Annotated in this window: 19 protein-coding genes; 6 read left to right on the top strand and 13 right to left on the bottom strand. The window is 33.4% G+C overall.

Annotated elements, in window-relative coordinates; translation table 11 throughout:
• The first annotated feature begins 84 nt into the window (after window positions 1-84).
• On the top strand, window positions 85-516 hold the full coding sequence (locus OZP08_RS12125) for a DoxX family protein (protein WP_268846352.1): 432 nt from the start codon (window positions 85-87) through the stop codon (window positions 514-516).
• Window positions 517-576: 60 nt separating this feature from the next.
• Here the strand turns inward: OZP08_RS12125 and OZP08_RS12120 are convergent, their stop codons facing one another.
• Window positions 577-1635, bottom strand: a complete 1059-nt coding sequence (locus OZP08_RS12120) for an AMP-binding protein (protein WP_268846351.1) — start codon at window positions 1633-1635, stop codon at window positions 577-579.
• 198 nt (window positions 1636-1833) lie between these two features.
• Window positions 1834-2748, bottom strand: coding sequence for a CPBP family intramembrane glutamic endopeptidase (locus tag OZP08_RS12115; protein WP_268846350.1), 915 nt, complete (start codon window positions 2746-2748; stop codon window positions 1834-1836).
• A 105-nt stretch (window positions 2749-2853) separates the two neighbouring features.
• Between OZP08_RS12115 and arsC the strand changes: the two genes are divergently transcribed.
• Window positions 2854-3195: an arsenate reductase (glutaredoxin) gene (gene arsC / locus OZP08_RS12110; protein WP_268846349.1), complete on the top strand. Its 342-nt coding sequence runs from the start codon at window positions 2854-2856 to the stop codon at window positions 3193-3195.
• An 80-nt stretch (window positions 3196-3275) separates the two neighbouring features.
• Window positions 3276-5720: a TonB-dependent receptor gene (locus tag OZP08_RS12105; protein WP_281321948.1), complete on the top strand. Its 2445-nt coding sequence runs from the start codon at window positions 3276-3278 to the stop codon at window positions 5718-5720.
• 76 nt (window positions 5721-5796) lie between these two features.
• Here OZP08_RS12105 and OZP08_RS12100 read toward each other — a convergent pair whose 3' ends face one another.
• On the bottom strand, window positions 5797-5958 hold the full coding sequence (locus tag OZP08_RS12100; protein ID WP_268846348.1) for a hypothetical protein: 162 nt from the start codon (window positions 5956-5958) through the stop codon (window positions 5797-5799).
• Between the two features lie 501 nt (window positions 5959-6459).
• Here OZP08_RS12100 and OZP08_RS12095 point away from each other — a divergent pair.
• Window positions 6460-7887 carry an L-serine ammonia-lyase gene (locus OZP08_RS12095; RefSeq protein WP_281321947.1) on the top strand — a complete coding sequence of 476 codons (1428 nt, stop codon included), beginning with the start codon at window positions 6460-6462 and terminating at the stop codon, window positions 7885-7887.
• Between the two features lie 138 nt (window positions 7888-8025).
• Here OZP08_RS12095 and OZP08_RS12090 read toward each other — a convergent pair whose 3' ends face one another.
• From OZP08_RS12090 to kdpB, 6 genes are all read right to left on the bottom strand, one after another.
• Entirely contained in the window at window positions 8026-8907 is an 882-nt protein-coding gene (locus OZP08_RS12090) for a tyrosine-protein phosphatase (protein ID WP_281321946.1), read from the bottom strand.
• A gap of 177 nt (window positions 8908-9084) precedes the next feature.
• Window positions 9085-10821 carry an ATP-binding protein gene (locus OZP08_RS12085; protein ID WP_281321945.1) on the bottom strand — a complete coding sequence of 579 codons (1737 nt, stop codon included), beginning with the start codon at window positions 10819-10821 and terminating at the stop codon, window positions 9085-9087.
• A gap of 35 nt (window positions 10822-10856) precedes the next feature.
• Complete coding sequence (locus tag OZP08_RS12080; protein ID WP_268846346.1) at window positions 10857-11984, bottom strand: sensor protein KdpD; 1128 nt, start codon at window positions 11982-11984, stop codon at window positions 10857-10859.
• A 111-nt stretch (window positions 11985-12095) separates the two neighbouring features.
• Entirely contained in the window at window positions 12096-13172 is a 1077-nt protein-coding gene (locus OZP08_RS12075; RefSeq protein ID WP_268846345.1) for a porin, read from the bottom strand.
• Window positions 13173-13348: 176 nt separating this feature from the next.
• The gene (locus OZP08_RS12070) at window positions 13349-13903 is read right to left on the bottom strand and encodes a K(+)-transporting ATPase subunit C (RefSeq protein WP_268846344.1); all 555 of its coding nucleotides are present in this window, start codon (window positions 13901-13903) and stop codon (window positions 13349-13351) included.
• 106 nt (window positions 13904-14009) lie between these two features.
• Window positions 14010-16067, bottom strand: coding sequence for a potassium-transporting ATPase subunit KdpB (gene kdpB, locus OZP08_RS12065; RefSeq protein ID WP_281321944.1), 2058 nt, complete (start codon window positions 16065-16067; stop codon window positions 14010-14012).
• 82 nt (window positions 16068-16149) lie between these two features.
• Between kdpB and OZP08_RS12060 the strand changes: the two genes are divergently transcribed.
• On the top strand, window positions 16150-16509 hold the full coding sequence (locus OZP08_RS12060) for a four helix bundle protein (protein WP_268846343.1): 360 nt from the start codon (window positions 16150-16152) through the stop codon (window positions 16507-16509).
• A 180-nt stretch (window positions 16510-16689) separates the two neighbouring features.
• On the opposite strand, the gene kdpA is transcribed toward OZP08_RS12060, so the two are convergent.
• The 3 genes from kdpA to OZP08_RS12045 form a co-directional block, all read right to left on the bottom strand.
• Window positions 16690-18408 carry a potassium-transporting ATPase subunit KdpA gene (gene kdpA, locus OZP08_RS12055; RefSeq protein ID WP_268846342.1) on the bottom strand — a complete coding sequence of 573 codons (1719 nt, stop codon included), beginning with the start codon at window positions 18406-18408 and terminating at the stop codon, window positions 16690-16692.
• A gap of 227 nt (window positions 18409-18635) precedes the next feature.
• Complete coding sequence (kdpF, locus tag OZP08_RS12050; RefSeq protein ID WP_111410498.1) at window positions 18636-18713, bottom strand: K(+)-transporting ATPase subunit F; 78 nt, start codon at window positions 18711-18713, stop codon at window positions 18636-18638.
• A 182-nt stretch (window positions 18714-18895) separates the two neighbouring features.
• Window positions 18896-19177, bottom strand: a complete 282-nt coding sequence (locus OZP08_RS12045) for a DUF7674 family protein (RefSeq protein ID WP_268846341.1) — start codon at window positions 19175-19177, stop codon at window positions 18896-18898.
• Between the two features lie 358 nt (window positions 19178-19535).
• On the opposite strand from OZP08_RS12045, the gene OZP08_RS12040 reads away from it, so the two are divergent.
• Entirely contained in the window at window positions 19536-20045 is a 510-nt protein-coding gene (locus tag OZP08_RS12040) for a hypothetical protein (protein ID WP_268846340.1), read from the top strand.
• A 104-nt stretch (window positions 20046-20149) separates the two neighbouring features.
• On the opposite strand, the gene OZP08_RS12035 is transcribed toward OZP08_RS12040, so the two are convergent.
• Window positions 20150-21493 (bottom strand): sigma-54-dependent transcriptional regulator, encoded by a 1344-nt coding sequence (locus OZP08_RS12035; protein ID WP_268849504.1) that lies wholly within the window; start codon window positions 21491-21493, stop codon window positions 20150-20152.
• Window positions 21494-21542: the final 49 nt, after the last annotated feature.

Here is a 21542-nt window from a genome sequence, read left to right as displayed (position 1 = left end):
ATTGACAAAAAAACACCTCTCCAAATTACACATATATCATTAATATTTAATAACTTAGTATTATAATTTATAACCTATAGTACTATGAATAATGTAAAAAGCTTAAATAAATGGGCCAATAGGCACACTTATTTACCAGTAGATTTACTCCGAATGGCATTGGGAGTATTTTTATTTATGAAAGGAGTGCATTTCATTACAAACATTCAATATTTAGTTGATTTAATGTCTCCCATTGATAAATTTGAAGGAGGTATGTGGGGAATGTTTATAGTTCATTACATAGCACCGGCTCATATGATTGGAGGTATTTTAATTTTCTGTGGGTTGCTAACTCGTTGGGCAATAATAGGTCAACTACCTATTCTAATAGGTGCTATAGTGATCAATTTCATGGGAGAAATGCACCACCAAAATTTATTTGTAGCCTTAATTATCCTTGCAGCCTGCATATTTTTCTTATTTTACGGTAGCGGAAAAAACTCTGCTGATTATTTCTTCAAAATGAGACAATAATTTTTAGACAAAAAAAGAGAGGACAATAATCCTCTCTTTTTTTGTCTAAAATATAAACAGCTATTTTTCTATTATCAGTTTTTTACTTTCATCTCTCATTATTTTCCCTGTAGGGGTTTCTTTAAACTTAGGGATAAAAATAATTTCTTTCGGTTTTTCATATTTGTCTAATACATTGAAAACAGATTTATCTAATTTGATTTCTTCCCCTTCTATATAAAGAACCACTTTTTCGCCCAATGTATCATCAGGCTCACCATCTACAAAATAACGTCTAGGTATTACCGCAGACAATTTATCTTCTATTTGTTCCGGCATCAATTTTATACCGCCACTATTGATAACATTATCAAATCTTCCCAACCAAACAAATTGACTGTCCGAAACCAAGTTTACAATATCATTCGTAACAATTTTTTCGTTATTGATTTTTTTCGCTTCAACAACTAAACACTGGTTTTCATTGACAGAAACGGTAACATTAGGTAAGGTAGAAAAAGCCTCTTCACCAATTTTTTTCGCGGCAATATGAGTGATGGTCTCCGTCATCCCATATGTTTCGTAAATTTGAACGGGTAATTTAATCAATTCTTGTTCCAAGGATTTCTGAATCTTCATCCCCCCAATGATTATTTTTTTGATGTTCGCCAATTTATCTATAGAATTCTTGGCTTGCAAAGGTACCATCGCTGCAAAATCATATTCTTCGTCATTATGATATAACGGATTAGAACTTGGAGCTACAAAATCCATGTCTAATCCTAAAATAAAAGATCGAACAAACATCATTTTACCAGCAACAAAATTGGTAGGCAAACAATGTAAAACTCTATTACCGGGTTGTAGTCCAAAAAAGTCACCTGTTGCAATTGCAGATTGAACCATAGCTTCTTTTCTTATTTCTATTTTTTTTGGCGTTCCGGTAGTTCCAGATGTATACATTTCGATATACTCTTTATCATCAAACCAATCTAATAAGAATTCCCCAACAGATTGCTCGTAATCCTCCCCTTCTTTTATAAAACTATAAGCTACTCTACATAAGTCTTCTTTAGTCAAGTGATATCCATTTAATTTAAAAAAATTATGGACATTTTTATAGGTTACTGTATTAATCATAGCAGTTATTTATTTTAAATTTTATTGTGAATTAAGTTGCTAAGTGTCTAAGATTCTAAGTTAGAAAAATGGTTTAATGCTCTTTCTAAACACTAATATAGTAATGCTTTGGTTTCGAGACAACTATACTCTTCTCTTTAAAATTACCAAACTAAATCTTAGTAACTTAAAATCTTAATTACTTAGACATTTAGAATCTCAAACAATCTTTCCAGTTAGCTTTTCTTTCCAATTAGTCCAATTGTATTTCTTACCAAATATAAATAAAAGCAAAGGATAAACCACCACTACTGGCATAATAATATCAATCCCAACCTCGGTTTCCGACACATCTTTAAAAATAGAATTGGTTTGAAGCGCAGACCAATCTGATGTTACCAATAAGGCTCCAATTAAGTTATTAGCTGCATGAAAACCCAAGGTAAGTTCCATCCCTTCATCCATCAATGCTATTATTCCCAAAAGAAATCCTGTCCCTATATAATAAATCATAATTACATTACCCAACTTAGAAACTTCAGGATTACCAAGATGCATCAATCCAAAGATAACCGAGGTCATAACCAAAGGAAACCATCTGTTTCTGGATAAATTAGCAAATCCTTGCATCAAATAACCTCGAAATACTAATTCTTCTACTGAGGTCTGAATTGGTATAAATAAAGCCCCAATTAGTACTAAAACCAAAAATGGAACGAGCTTAAAATTTAATACAAAATCGCTTGGACTAAAAAACCATAACAATAACGTAGAACCAATTGTAAAAATAGACCAGATACCAAAGGAAAACCAAACTCTCTCCCAATCCAATGCTGATCTTGATGTAATAATGGACAGTAGTGTTTGCTGATGCAAAAAGCGAACTACAAAATAAATTGCGAATAGCGCAAAAACAAAAGAAAGGAGAACTAAAAACAAAGCCAAATTGGGTTCAAAAAAATGCATCAGTTCCTCATCGCTGGAAGGATATATTTTTCCATGAAAAACAGTTTCATATACAATAGCCAACAACATGGGTAATTGCCCCATAAAAGAAGCAGCTATTATGAATACAGTCCCCATTAAATACTTCCAAAATTTATTTTCTTCTTTTATTCCTTGCTCTAAAAACATTTGTTATTTTCTATAAATTATACTCCGATTTCTTTTTCAAATCTTATTTTTGCTCTACCTAAAAATAGTTTTTATTTTAACACAAACTAATTCTTACCTATTAAAATGATACAAATATACCATAATCAGCGTTGCGGAAAATCAAGAAACTGTCTACTAATGTTGGAAGAATCCAACAACGAATTTGAAATCATTAATTACCTAGTAACTCCACCAACCGCCGCTGAGTTGACTACATTACTTCAGAAGTTAGGCCTTACCCCAATTGAACTGGTGCGCCAGAAAGAAAAGATTTGGATAGAAAATTTTAAAGGCAAAACATTGACTCCAGACGAAATCATTCAAGCCATGGTAGAAAACCCTATTCTAATAGAAAGACCTATTCTTGTAAAAGATGACAAAGCCATTATCGGAAGAGATCCGGATAAAGTTACTCCCTTCTTGTAGACATTAACATAAAATTAGGAAACTAACTTTAAACCTTTTTTGCTTTTCTCAATCCAATTGGGAAATCTTATTTATTACAAATGAAAAATTTCAAACTTACTGTAATTCTCCTATTTTTATTTTTTGGTCTTACCAATTTTGCGCAACAAGGCCCTCCAACCAGAGCCAAAATAAAAGTTACAGGTAAAATAGTAGATAAAGCTAGCAATCATCCTCTTGAATATGCTACTATCACATTAAAAAACACTAAAATTCCTAAAGCTGTAACCGGAGGTATAACAAACAATAAAGGAGAATTTGAAGCTGAGGTTTTTCCTGGGGTATACGATATTGTAATAGAATTCATATCGTTTAAATCAATTGAAATCAAACAAAAAGAAATACTCGAAAAAACTTCATTGGGTACAATTGGTCTGGAAGAAGATGCTTCACAATTGAACGAAGTTGTGGTACGTTCTGAAAAAACATCGGTAGAAATAAAACTGGACAAAAAAGTATACAACGTTGGTCAGGATATGATGGTAAAAGGCGGAACTGTAAGTGATGTTTTAGACAATGTTCCATCAGTTTCTGTTGATACCGACGGAAATGTGAGCTTAAGAGGAAGTGATAATATCCGAATTTTAATTGATGGAAGACCATCTTATGCCGTAAATATCGCCGAAGCGTTAAGACAACTTCCTGCTGATGCCATTGATAAAGTTGAAGTTATCACGAATCCATCTGCACGATATGATGCAGAAGGTGGTTCTGGGATAATCAATATCATTCTTAAAAAAGGTAAAAATCAGGGGTTCAACGGAACTCTTATAGCTTCAACGGGAATCCCGGAGACCTATGGTTTAAGTGCCAATGTAAATTATAAAACAGAAAAATTAAACTACTTCACTACTGCGGGTTACAATCACAGAACAAACAAAGGTGGCGGTAAAACGAATTCAGAATATTTCAATGAAGACGGTTCTATCAAAAACTTTTTGGATGAAGATCGTGACACAAAGAGAACCAGAGATGGTTTTAATGGAAGAGCCGGTATTGAATGGACAGTGGCCCCAAATACATATTGGACAAATGCTATCAATTTCGAAAAGAATACTGGTGAAGACAATGATTTAATTAACTACAGCAACTATGATGCATCACATATTTTTACGGGTACATCTTACCGTTTGAACAATGGAGATACAGGTAGCGAAAACATTTCATATACATCAAACTTAATTAAAAACTTCAACGACAAAGGACACAAACTTACTGTTGATGGTTCTATTTCAAGAAATACTGATGATAGCCAAAGCATTATTACAGGCTCAAACAATTATAACAACACCTTAAATGATCAGGTACAAAAACAAGCACAATTGCAGGCTGATTATGTACTCCCACTAGGAGAAGGAAGTCAGTTTGAAGCTGGATACAAAGGAAATTTTGGTGATTTAAACAATAAATATTATGTTCTTGACGATCAAGGCGTAAGAATCGATAATTTATCTAATACCTTAGAATACAAAGAAACCATCAATGCACTTTATACACAATATGGTTTCAAGAAAAATAAATTCTCTTATTTATTTGGATTGCGTTGGGAAGACACCAGTATTCATGTAAACTTATTAGATACCAACGATTTCAATGCTAAAAAATACAACAACTTGTTTCCGAGTGCTTTTATCAGTTATGAAATTTCAGATCAAAGTAACTTCACTACAAGCTACAGCAAACGTTTAACCAGACCAAGAGGACGTTTCATGAATCCAGCTGTAAACTATTCTAGTAACGTTAATATTTTTCAGGGAAATCCTGATTTGGATCCGTCCCTAACAGACAAATTTGATGTTGGATATATCAAACGTTGGGAAAAAGTAACATTTAATACATCTGCTTATTTTGAAAACACAAAAGATGTTTTCAGCTTTGTGAGGTCTCCTACCGGCGATGATGTAAATGGAATTCCAGTTATTTTGAGCCGACCTATTAACTTAGGAAAAGAGCAAAAATTTGGTTTTGAATTTACTTTAAACTATAATCCATTCAAAATATGGAGAATAAACAGTAATTTCAATTTATATAATGTAAAAACAACCGGAGAAAACAGCTATACGGACACAAACGGCAATCTTGTTGTACAAAATCTTGACAACCAAGCCAATACTTGGTTTGCAAGAGTTAGTTCTAAACTAACATTACCGTACAAAATAGACTGGCAATTGAATGCTACCTACAATGGTGCTCAAAAAACAGCACAAGGAAAAAATCTAGATCAGTTTAGTATGAACACCGCTTTCAGCAAAGATTTACTAAAAGACAAAGCAACAATAGCGTTCAATATCAGTGATATTTTCAACACGAGAATTATGAGATCTTATACGTATCTTGAAAACCAAACATCGTATGGTGAAATGCAATTCCGTAAACGTCAATTCAACTTATCGTTCACTTATCGTTTCAACAAAGGAAAAAATGACAAGGAAAAACAACAACCTAAAAAAAATCAAGAAGAAAATAATGGTGATTTCCCTGGATAAATTAAAAATTAAGAAATAAAAAAAGGACTCGTAAAAACGGGTCCTTTTTTTGTAAAGTAAAATCAGATGATACTGACTATTCTTCTTTTTGCTTTGCTTTCTTTTCTTTGTAAGCTTCCCAAGTTGCTCCACCTACCCAATAGGATACGAAACCAACTAGGAAAAACATTAACCAAAACCCCATAGTAAGGATGGTCAAGAAAAGTAAAAAGCCTAAATACTGCTGAAATTCAAACATGTTTTCCGGAATTTTTGAATGAAGCCACAAATATAGGCTTATTATCTTTTTATATGAAGATAATATTTGTTTTTTTTTAACAATAACAAATAGACCAATTTATAAATACAATTCATAATGGCAAATTTCCATCATACATAAAGACTATTCGATACTGATGAAAAATACCAATCATTATTAATTCTAATACAATATTATCCGGTAAGTTCACAGTTAGATATCTACAAATAAAACACTAAAACGTTATTTTACTTCTTCCTTACTTTCAACCTAAATAGGACATACATCACTGAAAGTCAAATATTCGCAATAAAACCAATCCTTTATTGAAAATCCCCTACTGTGGTAGTACAATTTTGAAATTCTAAACTAGATTCAAAATATATTAAAAAAGCAGCAATTATAATAATGCAATATTATCAAGTTAACACTTTTTAGAATAATTTTCACTTTTTATACATTTATTATTAGCTATATTTGTTTTTCAAAATTCACAGATTTATGGAAGAATGTATCTCAGTTTTTGATATGTTAAAAATTGGTGTAGGACCTTCAAGTTCACACACATTAGGCCCTTGGAGAGCAGCAGAACGTTTCTTAGCCGAATTAAGAAATGAATATAATATAAATGATGTTACTAGAGTAAAAGTAGATTTATACGGTTCCCTTTCTTTGACAGGTAAAGGGCACGCCACAGACTTGGCTGTTATGTTGGGATTAAGCGGCCAAGACCCCGAATATATACCTATTCAAGATATTGATGGAATCATCAAATCAATTGAAACAAAAAATGAAATCAATTTAGGAAATGAAATCAATATCCCTTTTTACTTCCTTCAAGATATTGTTTTCAATAAAAACTTCCTTCCTTTCCATGCTAATGGATTGACTTTTACCGCTTTTTTCAAAGACGAGACAGAATATGTTTCAACTTTTTACTCTATAGGAGGCGGATTTGTTGTAAAAGAAGAGCGTGATAATGCCAAGAAAAAGCAAGTTATAAAATGTGCTTTCCCCTTCCCTATTCAAAATGCGGAAGAACTTTTGAACTATACCGTTAAAGAAAATATGACTATTTCTCAAATCGTTTATGAAAATGAGAAATCGATGCGTCCAGAAGCTGAAATTCACCATGAATTAATGCGAATTTGGAACACCATGCTCGAATGCATGTACATCGGTTGTCATTCCGAAGGTATACTCCCTGGAGGACTACATGTTCGAAGACGCGCTTTTGATATGCACCAAAATTTAATAGGTTTATCAAATTATACCAATCCTCAGGAATGGCTGGAAGAAATTAGAAAAACCGAAGTAAAATTTCGCCAAATCCTAAAATGGGTAAGCTGTTTTGCACTAGCTGTAAATGAAGTAAATGCTGCTCTTGGTCGAGTAGTTACTGCTCCAACCAACGGAAGTGCTGGAGTTATCCCAGCTGTTTTGATGTACTATTTAGTGATTGAAAACCATCAGGCTGGCGAAAAAGAAATCAAGCAATTCCTTATGGTTGCCGGAGAAATAGGCAGTATATTCAAAAAAGGAGCTACTATTTCAGCGGCAATGGGAGGTTGTCAAGCCGAAATTGGAGTTTCATCTGCAATGGCCGCTGGAGCCTTATGTGAATTGATGGGTGGTTCACCTGCACAAGTACTTATGGCTGCCGAAATTGCCATGGAGCACCACTTAGGACTAACTTGTGACCCAATTGGTGGTTTGGTTCAGATTCCATGTATCGAAAGAAATACAATGGGTGCCATAAAAGCAATTAATGCTGCAGAACTTGCCTTAGAAACCGACGCTAAAAACGCAAAAGTTCCTTTGGATAAAGTTATTGATACTATGTGGCAAACTGCCAAAGATATGAACTCAAAATACAAAGAAACCTCAGAAGGTGGACTGGCAATTGCCGTAAATATGGCGGATTGCTAAGCATATTTTAATTTAATATTCTACAAAATTATCAATCTGATTTAAAATAAAGTTTGAACAAATTAAAACTTTTAACAAAGAAAAGCCTGGCATACACCAGGCTTTTCTTTGTTATTAATGATAAGTTAATCCATCTTATTACTTTTCAAGAAAATTCTGTCTCATTTTAGCGGTATCTACTTTAATGATTTTAGTAAGGAAGTTATCTACACTTCCATATTTAGTTTCAATTTCATTTAAAAAAGTAGTTATGTAAACTTCTTTAACCCCTAATAATGGTATTAATTTTTCGCCCATACCTGCAACTCCATATTGAGCATTAATATAAGCAATTGTCTGATTATTACTTGTAGCAAGATAATCATTGGACTTCATAAAATCTTCGATGATAACTTTTTTGTCAACACCCAACGAATAAAGTACTAAAGCACTAGTCATTCCTGCTCTGTCTTTACCAGCAGTACAATGCCAAAGTGTCGTTTGCCCAGATTCCAATAAGTCAAATATTTTTGTCCATTGTGCAATTTTAATATCATCTACTGCGTAAGCTGGAATCATTATCTCTTCCGCTTTCACTTTTCCGGAAAGAATTAACCCCATTACACTATTTGAGCTCGTAGCACCACCACTCGTCAATGAATTACTCTCATCCAATAAAGAAAGTTCATAATGAACAGTCCCTTTTATTGTAACATCTGGTTTCTCTGTACGTTCCGTAGTAGTCCTTAAATCGATAATTTGATATATCTCTTTAGAAGTCAAATGTTCTAAATCGGCAGCTGTTAATGTAGAAAGCTCTCCTGAGCGAAATAATTTGTGGTATAAAATTCGCTTACTATCAGCCCCAACATAGCCTCCAAGATCACGCATATTGTCTTCTCCTTTTAAAGCAACAAGGTTTTCATCAGTGGCATAAGGTACGGTTACTGTTTCTTCGTCATTATTACTGCATGAGGAATTAGAAAAGGTTGCAAACCCAAGCAAAGCAACATAAAAAAGTTTTTGTAGATTTTTTTTCATTTTAAATTTAGGTTTTTAAATATGTTGGCAAATATAATTGCAACAAAGCTTTAGAGATTTTAAGCTTAAATTGTTAAATCATTAAGAATCCCTAATGAATATTAACTCAATGTAAGTTCTAAATAGACTTTGTAAAATCCCTACCTAAATCATGCACAGTATGAATCAGAAAAAAAATTACACCTCAATTAATTTAAAATAAAAAGTACTCCCCAAGCCCAATTTGCTTTCAACGCCAATTGTTCCTCCTTGAGCTTCTATAAATTCTTTGGATATCGCTAATCCTAGCCCAGTACCAGTTTTGTTGCTTCCCGGAATTTGAAAATATTTATCAAAAACTTTGGTTATATAGCGATTATCGATTCCTTTTCCGGTATCAATCACAACAAATGAAACCTGATGATTGTCGCTTTTCAATTTTACTGTTATAGTGCTTTTTTCAGATGAATACCGAATGGCATTGGTCAGAAAATTGATCAGTACCCAAACTGTTTTTTCGCTATCAGCTTTTATATTCGGAAGATTTTCATCTGCATCAACAAACAACTCAATGTGTTTTTGTTCAGCTTGCATTTTTACGGCTTCCGTGGCATAATGCACAATCTCATAAGGATTGCTTTTCTCAATATTCAATTGTATGTTTCCTGTTTCTACTTGCGATAGTTCTAGCAATTCGCCAGTAATTTTCAATAAACGCTCACTATCATCCTTAATACTGTCAATCAAATGATTTTGTTCTTCATTTAAGATTCCGGTTTGCTCTTTTTCTAATAATTGCAAACTGAATTTCATAGACGCTATAGGTGTTTTTAATTCATGTGAAATTGTGGCAATAAAATTTGTTTTGGCAAAATCCAATTCCTTGAAAGGTGTAATATTTCTTAAAATAATTACATCTCCTATATCAATCGTTTGATCTTCACCTGTAGGCTGAATAGTTATATTTACATTTTCCTTCTCAAAATAACTTTCTTTTTCATCAGCAAAAATTTTCATCGGAAGTGTTTTTCGTATCGCAATTTTGGACTCATTTTCAAGGCTTTTTACAATTAATGATTTCATCAAATCATTTGTCAATGCTATCGTTGAGGCCATTTTTCCAATCACATCCTCGGATTTCATTCCAATAATTTTCAATGCTTCATCATTGACAAACAAAATCATTCCTTGATTATCCAGCCCAATAATGGGATCATGCATATTGTTTATTAAAGTTTCTAATCTTTTCTTTTCAAACAATAATTTATAGAGATTGCTATCATGATACTCTTCTAATTTTTGCGCCATTGTATTGAATGATTTTGCCAAATCTCCAAATTCGTTATGGCTCATAAAATGTACGCGTTCAGAATAATTTTTATTGGCAATTTCCTTGATACTCTCTGTTAGTTCCTTGATTGGATTAGCAATGTTATTGGGTAAATTAACCAATAAATTAAAAGCTATCAAAAAGCAAAGTGCTCCCGTAATGGCAATCCATAAATTGGCAGTTTCGGCAGTATGTTTAGCAACATCACTTTTTTGTTTGATGGCCATCATATTCAACTTCATAATTTCAAAAATATCTTGTCGAATTTGACTTTTTAATGCTTCATCTGTGCTTTTTGTTTTCAGAGCATTAAAACTTTTCTGCAGATTTAGGGTTGCATTATCTTCCCCAACTTCGGTTACATTCTTATTTTGTTTATTCAGATTGGTTTCAAAAACAGCTATTGCGTTTCTTTCATCGTTATTTATTTTGTCTAATGAAAGTAACATGTTTCGAGAATATTCCAATGTATTATAATTGGCTTTCAGTATGTTTTCAGTGTCTTTTTTTATCATAAAAACATAAAAAGCACTCACCAACGTGAGGATTATTATCAGTAAAAATAACAATCCGACACTCAGGTTTAATTTAGTCTTGATTTTCATATGAAGATGCTTTTTGTAATCATGGCAATTTTATTTTATGATAAAATTACAAGGTCAATATTAGATAATGAAAGATTCTTTAATAATTTATTAAATATAGTAGTAGACAAAATTACTTTAAACAAATTAAAATGTGGCTTCCCTATACAAACCGTTGTAATTTGTTTCTGCCCTACAGTTTTGAGTATACCATCCGTAATATTTTTATCTTCGATTTTAATCACTTCGGCTCCTAATTGGGTTGCCAATTTAAAATTATTAATCAAATAACGTTGTTTGTCAAGTGGTATTTTATCTGGACTTTCTTTCGGAGTTTCTACATACAAAACATACCAATCACTATTATAATAGCTGGCTAATCGTGCTGTTTTTCGAATCACAATTTTGGCAGTTCTGTCATTACTGCTTATGCAGGCCAGTAATTTTTCATGTCGCAAAGCATGATTCTTAGGAATTTCACTCTCTACTTTTCGAACAACCTGGCTGGCTACTTCTCTCAAGGCCAATTCCCGTAATTGCAAAATTTGGTCAGACTTAAAAAAATTCCCCAAGGCAGTCTGAATTTTATCGGCTGTGTAAATCTTCCCTTCTTTCAATCTTGTGATGAGTTCATCGGCGGTTAAATCAATATTGACAACCTCATCAGCCAACCGCAAGACATTATCAGGAACTCTTTCCTTGACATCAACATTGGAGATTTGTTTTACACTTTCATTTAAACTCTCAATATGCTGAATATTAACTGCCGAAATCACGTTGATTCCAGCTTCTAAAATTTCCAAAACATCTTGCCAACGCTTTTCATTTTTACTACCCTCAATATTGGTATGAGCCAGCTCATCTACAATAACAACTTCGGGGCGCAAATTAATGATAGCTTGCAAATCCATTTCCTCCAGTTGCTTTCCTTTGTAAAAAAGTGTTCTCCTAGGAATAATAGGCAAGCCTTCTATCAAATCCTGTGTTTCCTTACGATTATGGGTCTCAATGTAACCAATTTTTACATCGATTCCATTACGCAATAATGTATGAGCTTCCTGTAGCATACGAAAAGTTTTGCCCACACCGGCACTCATTCCAATGTAGACTTTAAACTTCCCCCTACGTGATTTTTGAATTAAATCAAGAAAGTGTTTGACATTATTTTCTTTTCCGTTGTCCATATTTTAATTGTGTAAAAAATGTGAGATGCAAAAGTAAAGTGTTTATATATCAACGACATTTTACATTTCACATCTTACATCTTACATTCTACATTTTACATCTCCCTTTTTTTAAATTGATATAGCCAGAGATGTAGTGATAAATACTTCGCTATCTGTTGGATTATTGTCTTTCAGAAAAATATCATCCTTGCTATTCAAAGTTCTAGCTTCTATCCTAAACATTACATTATTTACTGGTAAGTAATCAAAATTTGCTGAAAAACCATATGTCTTAAAACCGTTGGGTGTTCCAGTTGCAATAATCACTCCTTTTTCATCTTGATAATATTCACCTCTAGCCGCCAATTGAATTTTTGTTGTTGGTCTATATTGCACAATTGCCGCTGGAGTATACCAAACATCATACTTGCTACTCCCCTTAGCGGATTGTTGCGCTCCAATATCAAAACCTGCAATTATACTTGTCTTATTAGTCAATTTAAATTGCCCATGAAAATCATTAAAATAACGCCATTTTTTGTCTATATCTGGTTGCTCGTTCCCAACATAAGTGCTCCAATTCAAAGCAACAGCTCCCGTTGGTTTATAAATAACTTGAGTCCCAAAAGCCGGAGTTTGATTGCCATCTACCCTTTGTATACGTTGCCAACCGTTCAGATACATAGCAGCCAGATACCATTTTTCAGACGTAGAGGTATATCCAACTTTTACACCTGTTTCATAATAAGGCGAATTTTCAGCTCCAATACTTCTTGTCAAAGTCATACAATCCTTGCCTATCGCACTCTCAAAACCAATACGCGAAGGCATAACTCCCGCATCAACCCAAAGATTATACTCTTTAGAAATTTTAACACCTACATTGGCTTCATAAATATACCTCAACAAATCTTGCTCCGCAGCCATGTTGTATTGAGCGTATGTCCCTGTCATTAAAGCCAAATTTCCACGAACATTCTCCTTGGTATAATTCACTTTGGCCATCCCCAAATTCAAATTCACTTCATTAGAGCGGTTGTAATTATAAATAAAACCGGGCTTGGTATGATTATCAGGTTTTCCAAAATCATAACTGTAATAAGGCTCTATATAACCCGAAAACGTAACGGGACTTTTGGACTCTTCCTGCGCATTAATTGTTGTAAATCCGAAAGCTATTAAAGCTGTAACTAATATTTTTTTCATTTTATTTGTCATTACGAGGGCGAAGCAATCTCATCCTCATTATTTATATTTGAAGCTAATCCAGCTATTCGTTGCAATCTTTTGTGTCCGCAGAAAAAGCGAACACAAAAGGATTTCCACTACTATCTGGGCTAGGGCATCTCGATTCTATAGTTCTTATTATTAAAAATTACATTTTATTTCAATTCATCCAAAGCAACATTCAACTCTAAAACATTTACGGTTGAAGTCCCCATCAAAACGGGTTTATTAATTTTGGTTTCTACCAATTCTTTTACTTTATCTTCGGACAGGTTTCTAATTTTCGCTACTCTTTTCACCTGAATCAAAGCAGCTTGTGGTGAAATATTCGGATCTAAACCACTCGCTGAGGCAGTTACAATATCAGCAGGAATATCCGATTTTTTCAAATACGGATGTACAATCAAAAACGTATCTATTCTTTTTTGAACCAAAGCCAAATAATCTGGATTACTCGCACCTTTATTACTACCTCCACTTCCTGCTGCATTATAATCCACAGCCGATGGTCGTCCCCAAAAATAATTTGCCTTATCAAATTTTTGACCAATCTTTTGGTATCCTACTACTTTGCCGTTTACAGAAATAATTTCTCCTTTTCCATTATTTGGAGCAAACTGTGCAATTCCATATATCGCTAAAGGATAAATGATTGCGAATAAAATTACTACTAAAAAAGTAAATTTTAATATTGAAAATATATTTTTCATTTTTTGTTTATTTTTTTATTTAGGTTCTAAGTCACTAAGATTCTAAGACTTTTAAAAAGCAAAACTCTAGGAACTTAGATTCTTAGCATCTCAGAACCTTTTTTTACTACATAAATAACGCCACCGCCAAATCAATTAATTTAATTCCGATAAAAGGAACTAACAAACCGCCAAGTCCATAGATCAAAAGATTTCTTTTTAAAATGGCACTGGCTCCAATTGGCTTATAATCCACTCCTTTCAATGCCAGTGGAATCAATATTGGGATGATAATCGCGTTGAAAATCACAGCTGATAAAATAGCGCTTTCCGGACTATGCAAATGCATAATATTCAATCCTTCAAGAGCAGGAATTGCAGTTATGAAAAGCGCAGGAACAATGGCAAAGTATTTGGCAACATCATTCGCAATTGAAAACGTGGTAAGCGTTCCTCTTGTCATCAACAGTTGTTTTCCTATTTCTATAATTTCAATAAGTTTAGTTGGGTCATTGTCAAGATCGACCATGTTTCCTGCTTCTTTTGCAGCTTGGGTTCCGCTGTTCATCGCAACACCTACATCAGCTTGTGCAAGTGCAGGAGCATCATTGGTACCGTCACCCATCATTGCTACGAGTTTACCGTTTTGTTGCTCATTTTTGATGTAATTCATCTTATCTTCAGGTTTTGCTTCGGCAATAAAATCATCAACACCAGCTTTTTCGGCAATAAATTTGGCTGTCAAAGGATTATCACCAGTAACCATCACGGTTTTCACGCCCATTTTTCTCAAACGCTCAAAACGTTCTTTCATGCCCGTTTTTATAATATCCTGTAATTCGATAACGCCTTGTACTTCGCAATTTTTAACAACTACTAATGGCGTTCCCCCTTTTGAAGAAATTGCAATAACTCTCTCGTCTATATCTTCCGGAAAAATATTTCCCGCTTGAAGCACAATCTTTTTTGCAGCATCTTGGGCACCTTTTCTAATGTTTGTACCATCTTTTAGAACAACCCCGCTGGTTCTGGTTTCGGCAGTAAACTTAATGGTGTGTGAAATGTTATCTGTAAAATGTGAAATATCAAACCCTATTTTACCATCACCATCTAACACTTTACTGAGCTCTACTATACTTTTTCCCTCTGGGGTATCATCTGCAAGTGAACTTAATACCGCAGATGCTATAAAATCTTCTGGCAAAATTCCTTTTGCTGGATAAAAATTAGTTGCTTTTCTGTTTCCAATAGTAATTGTTCCTGTTTTATCCAAAAGCAATACATCAATATCTCCCGCAGTTTCTACTGCTTTCCCTGATTTAGTAATTACATTAGCACGCAATGCTCTATCCATTCCCGCAATTCCGATAGCGGATAATAGCCCACCAATAGTGGTTGGAATTAAACATACAAAAAGAGAAATGAAAGCTGCGATTGTAATTGGTGCATTTGCAAAATCCGCAAACGGTTTTAGTGTGACGCAAACAATCACGAATATCAAAGTAAACGCTGCCAAAAGAATCGTCAAAGCAATTTCGTTTGGTGTTTTCTGACGGCTTGCCCCTTCAACCAAAGCAATCATTTTATCCAGAAAACTTTCTCCAGGTTCTGAGGTTACAATTACCTTAATTTTATCCGATAATACTTTTGTCCCTCCAGTAACCGATGATTTATCACCACCCGCTTCTCGAATTACAGGAGCACTTTCGCCAGTAATTGCACTCTCGTCTATTGTAGCCAGACCTTCAATGATTTCACCGTCGGTGGCAATTAAATCTCCTGCTTCACAAATAAAAACATCCCCTTTCTTTAGTTCAGAGGAACTGGTGTTTCTAATTTCACCATTGGCTAAAACTTGTCGTGCAGGAGTTTCTTCACGTGTTTTTCTCAAACTGTCTGCTTGTGCTTTACCTCTGGCTTCTGCAATAGCTTCTGCAAAATTGGCAAACAAAAGCGTTGCTAATAAAATTAAGAAGATAATGAAGTTGTAAACAAAACTACCTTGATGCTGTGAGCCAAATAAAATGGATACACATACGGCAAACATAATAGCTGTCCCTATCTCTACGGTAAACATTACCGGATTTTTGAACATTGTTTTTGGGTTAAGCTTTACAAAAGACTGCACTAATGCTGCTTTTACCTGCTTCCCTTCAAACAATGAATTAGATTTCTTTTTAGTCATTTTTTATATTGGTTAAATGTCAAATGTTATGTGTGAAATGTCGTACGATTGAATATATTTGATATTCATTTAAAGCATAAATATGAAGCCTCATAAAAATTTGAATTCTTGGATTAAAAGTTTTGAATTTGTTAAAGAAATTTATTCAGTTACAAATCAGTTTCCCTCAGATGAAAAATTTGGACTAACATCACAAATCAGAAGAGCTTCTGTTTCAATTCCAGTGAATATTGCTGAAGGTGCAGCCAGAAAAGGAACAAAAGAATTTATCCATTTTTTGCATATTTCTTTAGGTTCTCTATCTGAACTTGACACTTTGCTTTTATTGAGCAAAGAATTAAACTTTATCAACGAAAAAGAATCTGAACAACTGATTGGAAAATTAGACATCATAGGAAAACTCATTTATGGTTTAATTAAAAATCTTGAGAGTAGATTGTGAATTGTGTGATGTAAGATGTGAATTGTGAATTGTGAATTGTGAAAAGTGATAAGTAAATTGTCAGAAGTAAATTGTTCGTAACCAAACAATTACATTCTACTTTTCACTTTTACATTTTACATTTTTCATTTTACATTTTTCATTTTACATTTTACATCTCACTTTTCACTTTTCACTTTTTTACATTGAGAAATATTCTGCCAATGGGCCTAGTGCCAATGCTGGGAAGAATGATAGAGCTGAAATGATTAAGATTACAGCAAAAACCATTACACCAAAGATGGGAGTATCCGTTTTTAAAGTTCCTGCACTTTCTGGAATATATTTTTTATTAGCCAACAATCCCGCAATAGCTAATGGTCCAATTATGGGAATGAAACGTCCCAGTAATAAAACAATCCCTGTTGTAATATTCCAAAATGGATTATTGTCTCCTAAACCTTCAAAACCTGAGCCGTTATTGGCTGCACTCGAAGTGTATTCATATAACATTTCAGAGAATCCATGATTACCCGGATTATTTAACCAACCTGTAGCGTTTCCGCTAAACCAATATCCCATTGCAGTATCATTGGCAGCAAAATAAGATGCTAAAGCTGTTCCTGCCAATATTAGTAGTGGATGAAGAATAGCGATAATCGCAGCTATTTTTACTTCTCTGGCTTCTATTTTCTTTCCTAAAAATTCTGGGGTTCTACCTACCATCAAACCTGATATAAAAACCGCCAAAATGATAAAAACATAAAAATTCAGCCAGCCAACACCACAACCTCCGTAAAAAGCATTGACCATCATTGCCATCAACTCCGTAGCTCCAGAAAGTGGCATTGAACTATCATGCATGCTATTTACAGAACCAGTAGAAATTACAGTTGTTGCAATTTGCCAAAAACTAGTAATAGCGGTTCCAAAACGCACTTCCTTACCTTCCATGGCGCCTGTTACTTGGGTAATTCCCATTTTCTGAATGGCAGGATTTCCATTAATTTCGGTAATCATTGTTGGTATCACCAGTAATAAGAACCCGATGGTCATTACTCCGAAAACGACATAAGAGAATTTTCTTTTGTTAAGAAAGAAACCTAACGCAAAAATCATTGCAAACGGGATAATTAATTGCGCCCACAATTCAACTGCATTAGTGAGATAAGTAGGGTTTTCTAATGGATGAGCTGAATTGGCTCCGAAAAAACCTCCTCCATTGGTTCCAATATGCTTTATACCAATAAATGCAGCAGCCGGACCACGAGAAACTTCGACTGTATCACCTTGTAAAGTCACAATTTTATCTTTTCCCTCAAATGTCATTGGAGTTCCGCTAAATACTAAAACGACTGCAACAATAGCCGAAAGCGGCAATAAAATACGAGTACAACTTTTGATGAAAAAATTATAAAAATTCCCTAGTTTATCTGTAGTTCTCTCTCTCATGGCAACAAAAACCATGGCCGCAGCTGCCATCCCTGTCCCTGCTGAAACAAATTGCAGAAACATTAAAAACATTTGTCCTAAATAAGAAAGACCTGATTCACCGGAATAATGCTGCAAATTACAATTCACTATAAATGAAATTGCGGTATTAAATGCCAAATCAGGTGACATAGATGGATTACCATCTGGATTTAGCGGTAAGCTTCCTTGGAAAATTAAAATGAAAAAACAAAGAAAGAACCAAACCATGTTTATGGCTAATAATGCTTTCAAATGCTGTTTCCAGTTCATTTCTTCTGTGGAATTAATACCACTGATTCTGAAAATAAATTTTTCTATTGGATTGAAGATTGAATCAAGTATGGTTTTATCACCCAAATACACCTTGGCAATATATCTTCCTACAGGAATTGCCAAAACTATTGTGATGATAAAAATACTGATGACTCCAAAAAGTTCTGTGTTCATATTTTGTTTTTTTCTTAGGTGAAGTGTGAATTGTAAAATGTGAATCGTGAAATGTTAGTAGAGAGAAGTATAATGCAAAAAAATCTTCTAGACTGCGTATTTCGCATTTCACCTCTCATTTTTCGCTTTTTACATTTTTCACTTTTTACATTTTACTTTTTACATTTTACTTTTTTACATTTTACTTTTTTACATTTTACTTCTAACATTATTCACTTCTTACATTATTAAAATTTTTCAGGTTTAATTAATACATAAACCAAATAACCGAATACGGCAAGTGCGACAATAAATAGTGCTGTCATGATTTAGATTTTTTCAAAAAATTCGACGGACTTGAAACAAATCGCAAAAAGCAAAACTGCTAATGCGAGTAAAAGAATTGTGATCATAGATTATTAGATAGTTGGATTATTCGATTGTCAGATTAGTAAGATCTTTAAATCTTTAAATTTTTAAATCTTTAAATCTTTAAATCTTTAAATTTTCAAACACCAGAAGCATTTATTTGCTTGATGTATTCTGCCTTCAACGATTTAGGAAACAGATTAGAAATGTTGCAACGACGCAGTTCCATGAATGAGGAAACCGAAAAAACATATACATTCGAAATAGCATTCTTTGTTTCGCTGCTTCCCGTTTCAAATAATCGCTCAGCTAATGCTAAGCATTTTTTTGCTCGATTAATATTCCCTGTAATAATTGCAACTTTTGTGATTTCGGCAAAGCGCTCTGCTTGTTCGTAAATCGTGGCTATTTTATTTTTCATTACTAATAATGGTTTATTTGTTCTTGATCCCTTATGCCAAAAGCATTCCAAAAAAATGAAAAATCCATAAAGCACTATTATATAAAGTGTTGATGTTGTCGTGCCAAAAAAAGACATAAAAAAAGCCTATCAAAATGATAAGCTTTTCTCAAAACGATAATTTTTCATCACGACTTATTCATCATATAAATAGGTTTAGATTACCCCGATTGGTAACGATTTAAAAGTTAATAGTCATAAATTAGGATTTAAAAATTAAGAGTTGTAAATTAGAACCTATAAAAACACCTAGAAACCAATATCTTACATTCATAATCAATAATACTATTAGTCCAAACATCACATAATATTTTTGAAAATGAAAATCAAATTAAACTCAAAAATTGGATTGCTTTTTCTAATGATAATTTCACTTTCATTAGTGAGTGCGTACTATAATTTTTCTATTGAAAATGATACTGAAAACATTTTGAAAGCCAATTATAATACACTCGAGTACTCTAGAAATATGCTTCTCTCGTTAGACGAAATTAATTCTGATAAAGAAAAAGCAATAGCTCTGTTTGAAACCAATCTGACCAAACAAATGGGAAATATTACTGAAGCTGGCGAAGATAAAGTAACTTATGAGCTGCAGAATAATTTTGATGCTTTGAAAAAGAACTGGAATGATGAAGCTTTAAAAAATCAAATTCGTCAAAACATATTTCATATTTTGAAATTAAATACGCTTGCTATCAAAAAGAAAAGTGATATTGTAAAACAAACTGCGGAAAAAGCCAATTTTTGCATCGCCATTCTAGGTACTTTTTCTTTTTTAATTGCTTTTAATCTTCTGATTAATTCGCCCAATAATACCTCAGATTAAAAAATCTTACCGAAAGGATTAAAGAAGTTGCATGCCATAGATATTTTACAACATAAAAAAAAGCTCCACAAATATGCAGAGCTTTTCTCAAAATGATAATTTTATTATTGCATATTATACTCATCTAATTTTCGGTAAAGCGTTGCAATACCTATTTCTAGTAAGCGTGCAGCTTCGGCCTTATTGCCTTTAGTATAATTTAGAACTTTCTGAATATGTAATTTTTCGACACTTTGCATAGAAAACGCGGATAATGTTTTGTTCGCATGACCAATTTGGTGCTGAATTTCATAAGGCAAAACATCTTGTATCAAGATATCATCACTCGCTAGAATTACTGAACGCTCAATTACATTTCTCAATTCACGAACATTTCCCGGCCAATGATAGGTTTCTAATTTATGCATGAAATTAGAATCAATCGTCAATCCTTTCTTATTTCCTTTCAATGAGAATTCTTTCACGAAATAATCGGTTAAGGGCGCTATATCCTTTATTCTTTCTCGCAAAGGCGGAATTTTAATCTCAAAAATATTCAATCTAAAATACAAGTCGGAGCGAAAACGATGTTCATCACTTTCGGCTTTTAAATCGCGGTTCGTTGCGGCAATCAAACGAAAATTAGATTTTTTAGGTGTTGTGTCTCCTATTTGTATGTACTCACTGGTTTCAAGAACCCGTAATAATTTGGCTTGGAGTTCTAGTGGCATTTCGCCTATTTCATCCAAAAACAAAGTCCCACCGTTGGCTTCTTCAATAAAACCTTTTTTATCTTTTATGGCTCCAGTAAATGCTCCTTGTTTGTGCCCAAATAATTCACTTTCCAGAATTTCTTTACTGAAAGTACTACAGTTTAAAGCAACGAATGATTTTCCTGCTCGATTACTGTTTTCATGAATGGCTTGTGCAAAAACCTCTTTTCCTGTTCCGGTTTCTCCAATCAAAAGTACAGTAGAATCGGTTTTGGCAACTTTTTTGGCCAAATCAATAACTTGCTCCAACCCTTTCGATTTTCCAATAATGCTATCAAAAGAATACTTATCGGATATTCGTTTTTCAAGTTGTTTGACTTTCTTTTTGAGTTGAACTTTTTCTAAAGCTTTATATAACAATGGGATAATTTTATCATTATCATCGCCTTTTACGATATAGTCAAAAGCACCATTTTTCATAGCTTGAACGCCATCAGAAATTTTACCGAAAGCGGTCAGGAGAATAACTTCCGTTATAGGAAAAACAGTCTTTATTTTTTGAAGAAAATCAACACCATTACCATCCGGAAGCTTGACATCACATAAAACAACATCAATATCATTGGTTTCTAATTTTTTAAAACCTGACTTCAAATCAGGAGCTTCAAAAACATCAAAACCTTCTGATTTTATGATTCGAGCCAGTAGATGACGTAATTTTTCTTCGTCATCAATGATGAGTATGTTTTTCAAAATTGAATTTTGTGAGTTTATTTATCAAAATTAGTCATTTTAGTTATTTGTT

The organism is Flavobacterium aestivum, assembly GCF_026870175.2.
In the GTDB taxonomy this organism is placed as follows: domain Bacteria; phylum Bacteroidota; class Bacteroidia; order Flavobacteriales; family Flavobacteriaceae; genus Flavobacterium; species Flavobacterium aestivum.
The sequence above is the reverse complement of the archived record's forward strand: the minus strand, read 5'-3'. Positions and strand labels throughout refer to the sequence as shown.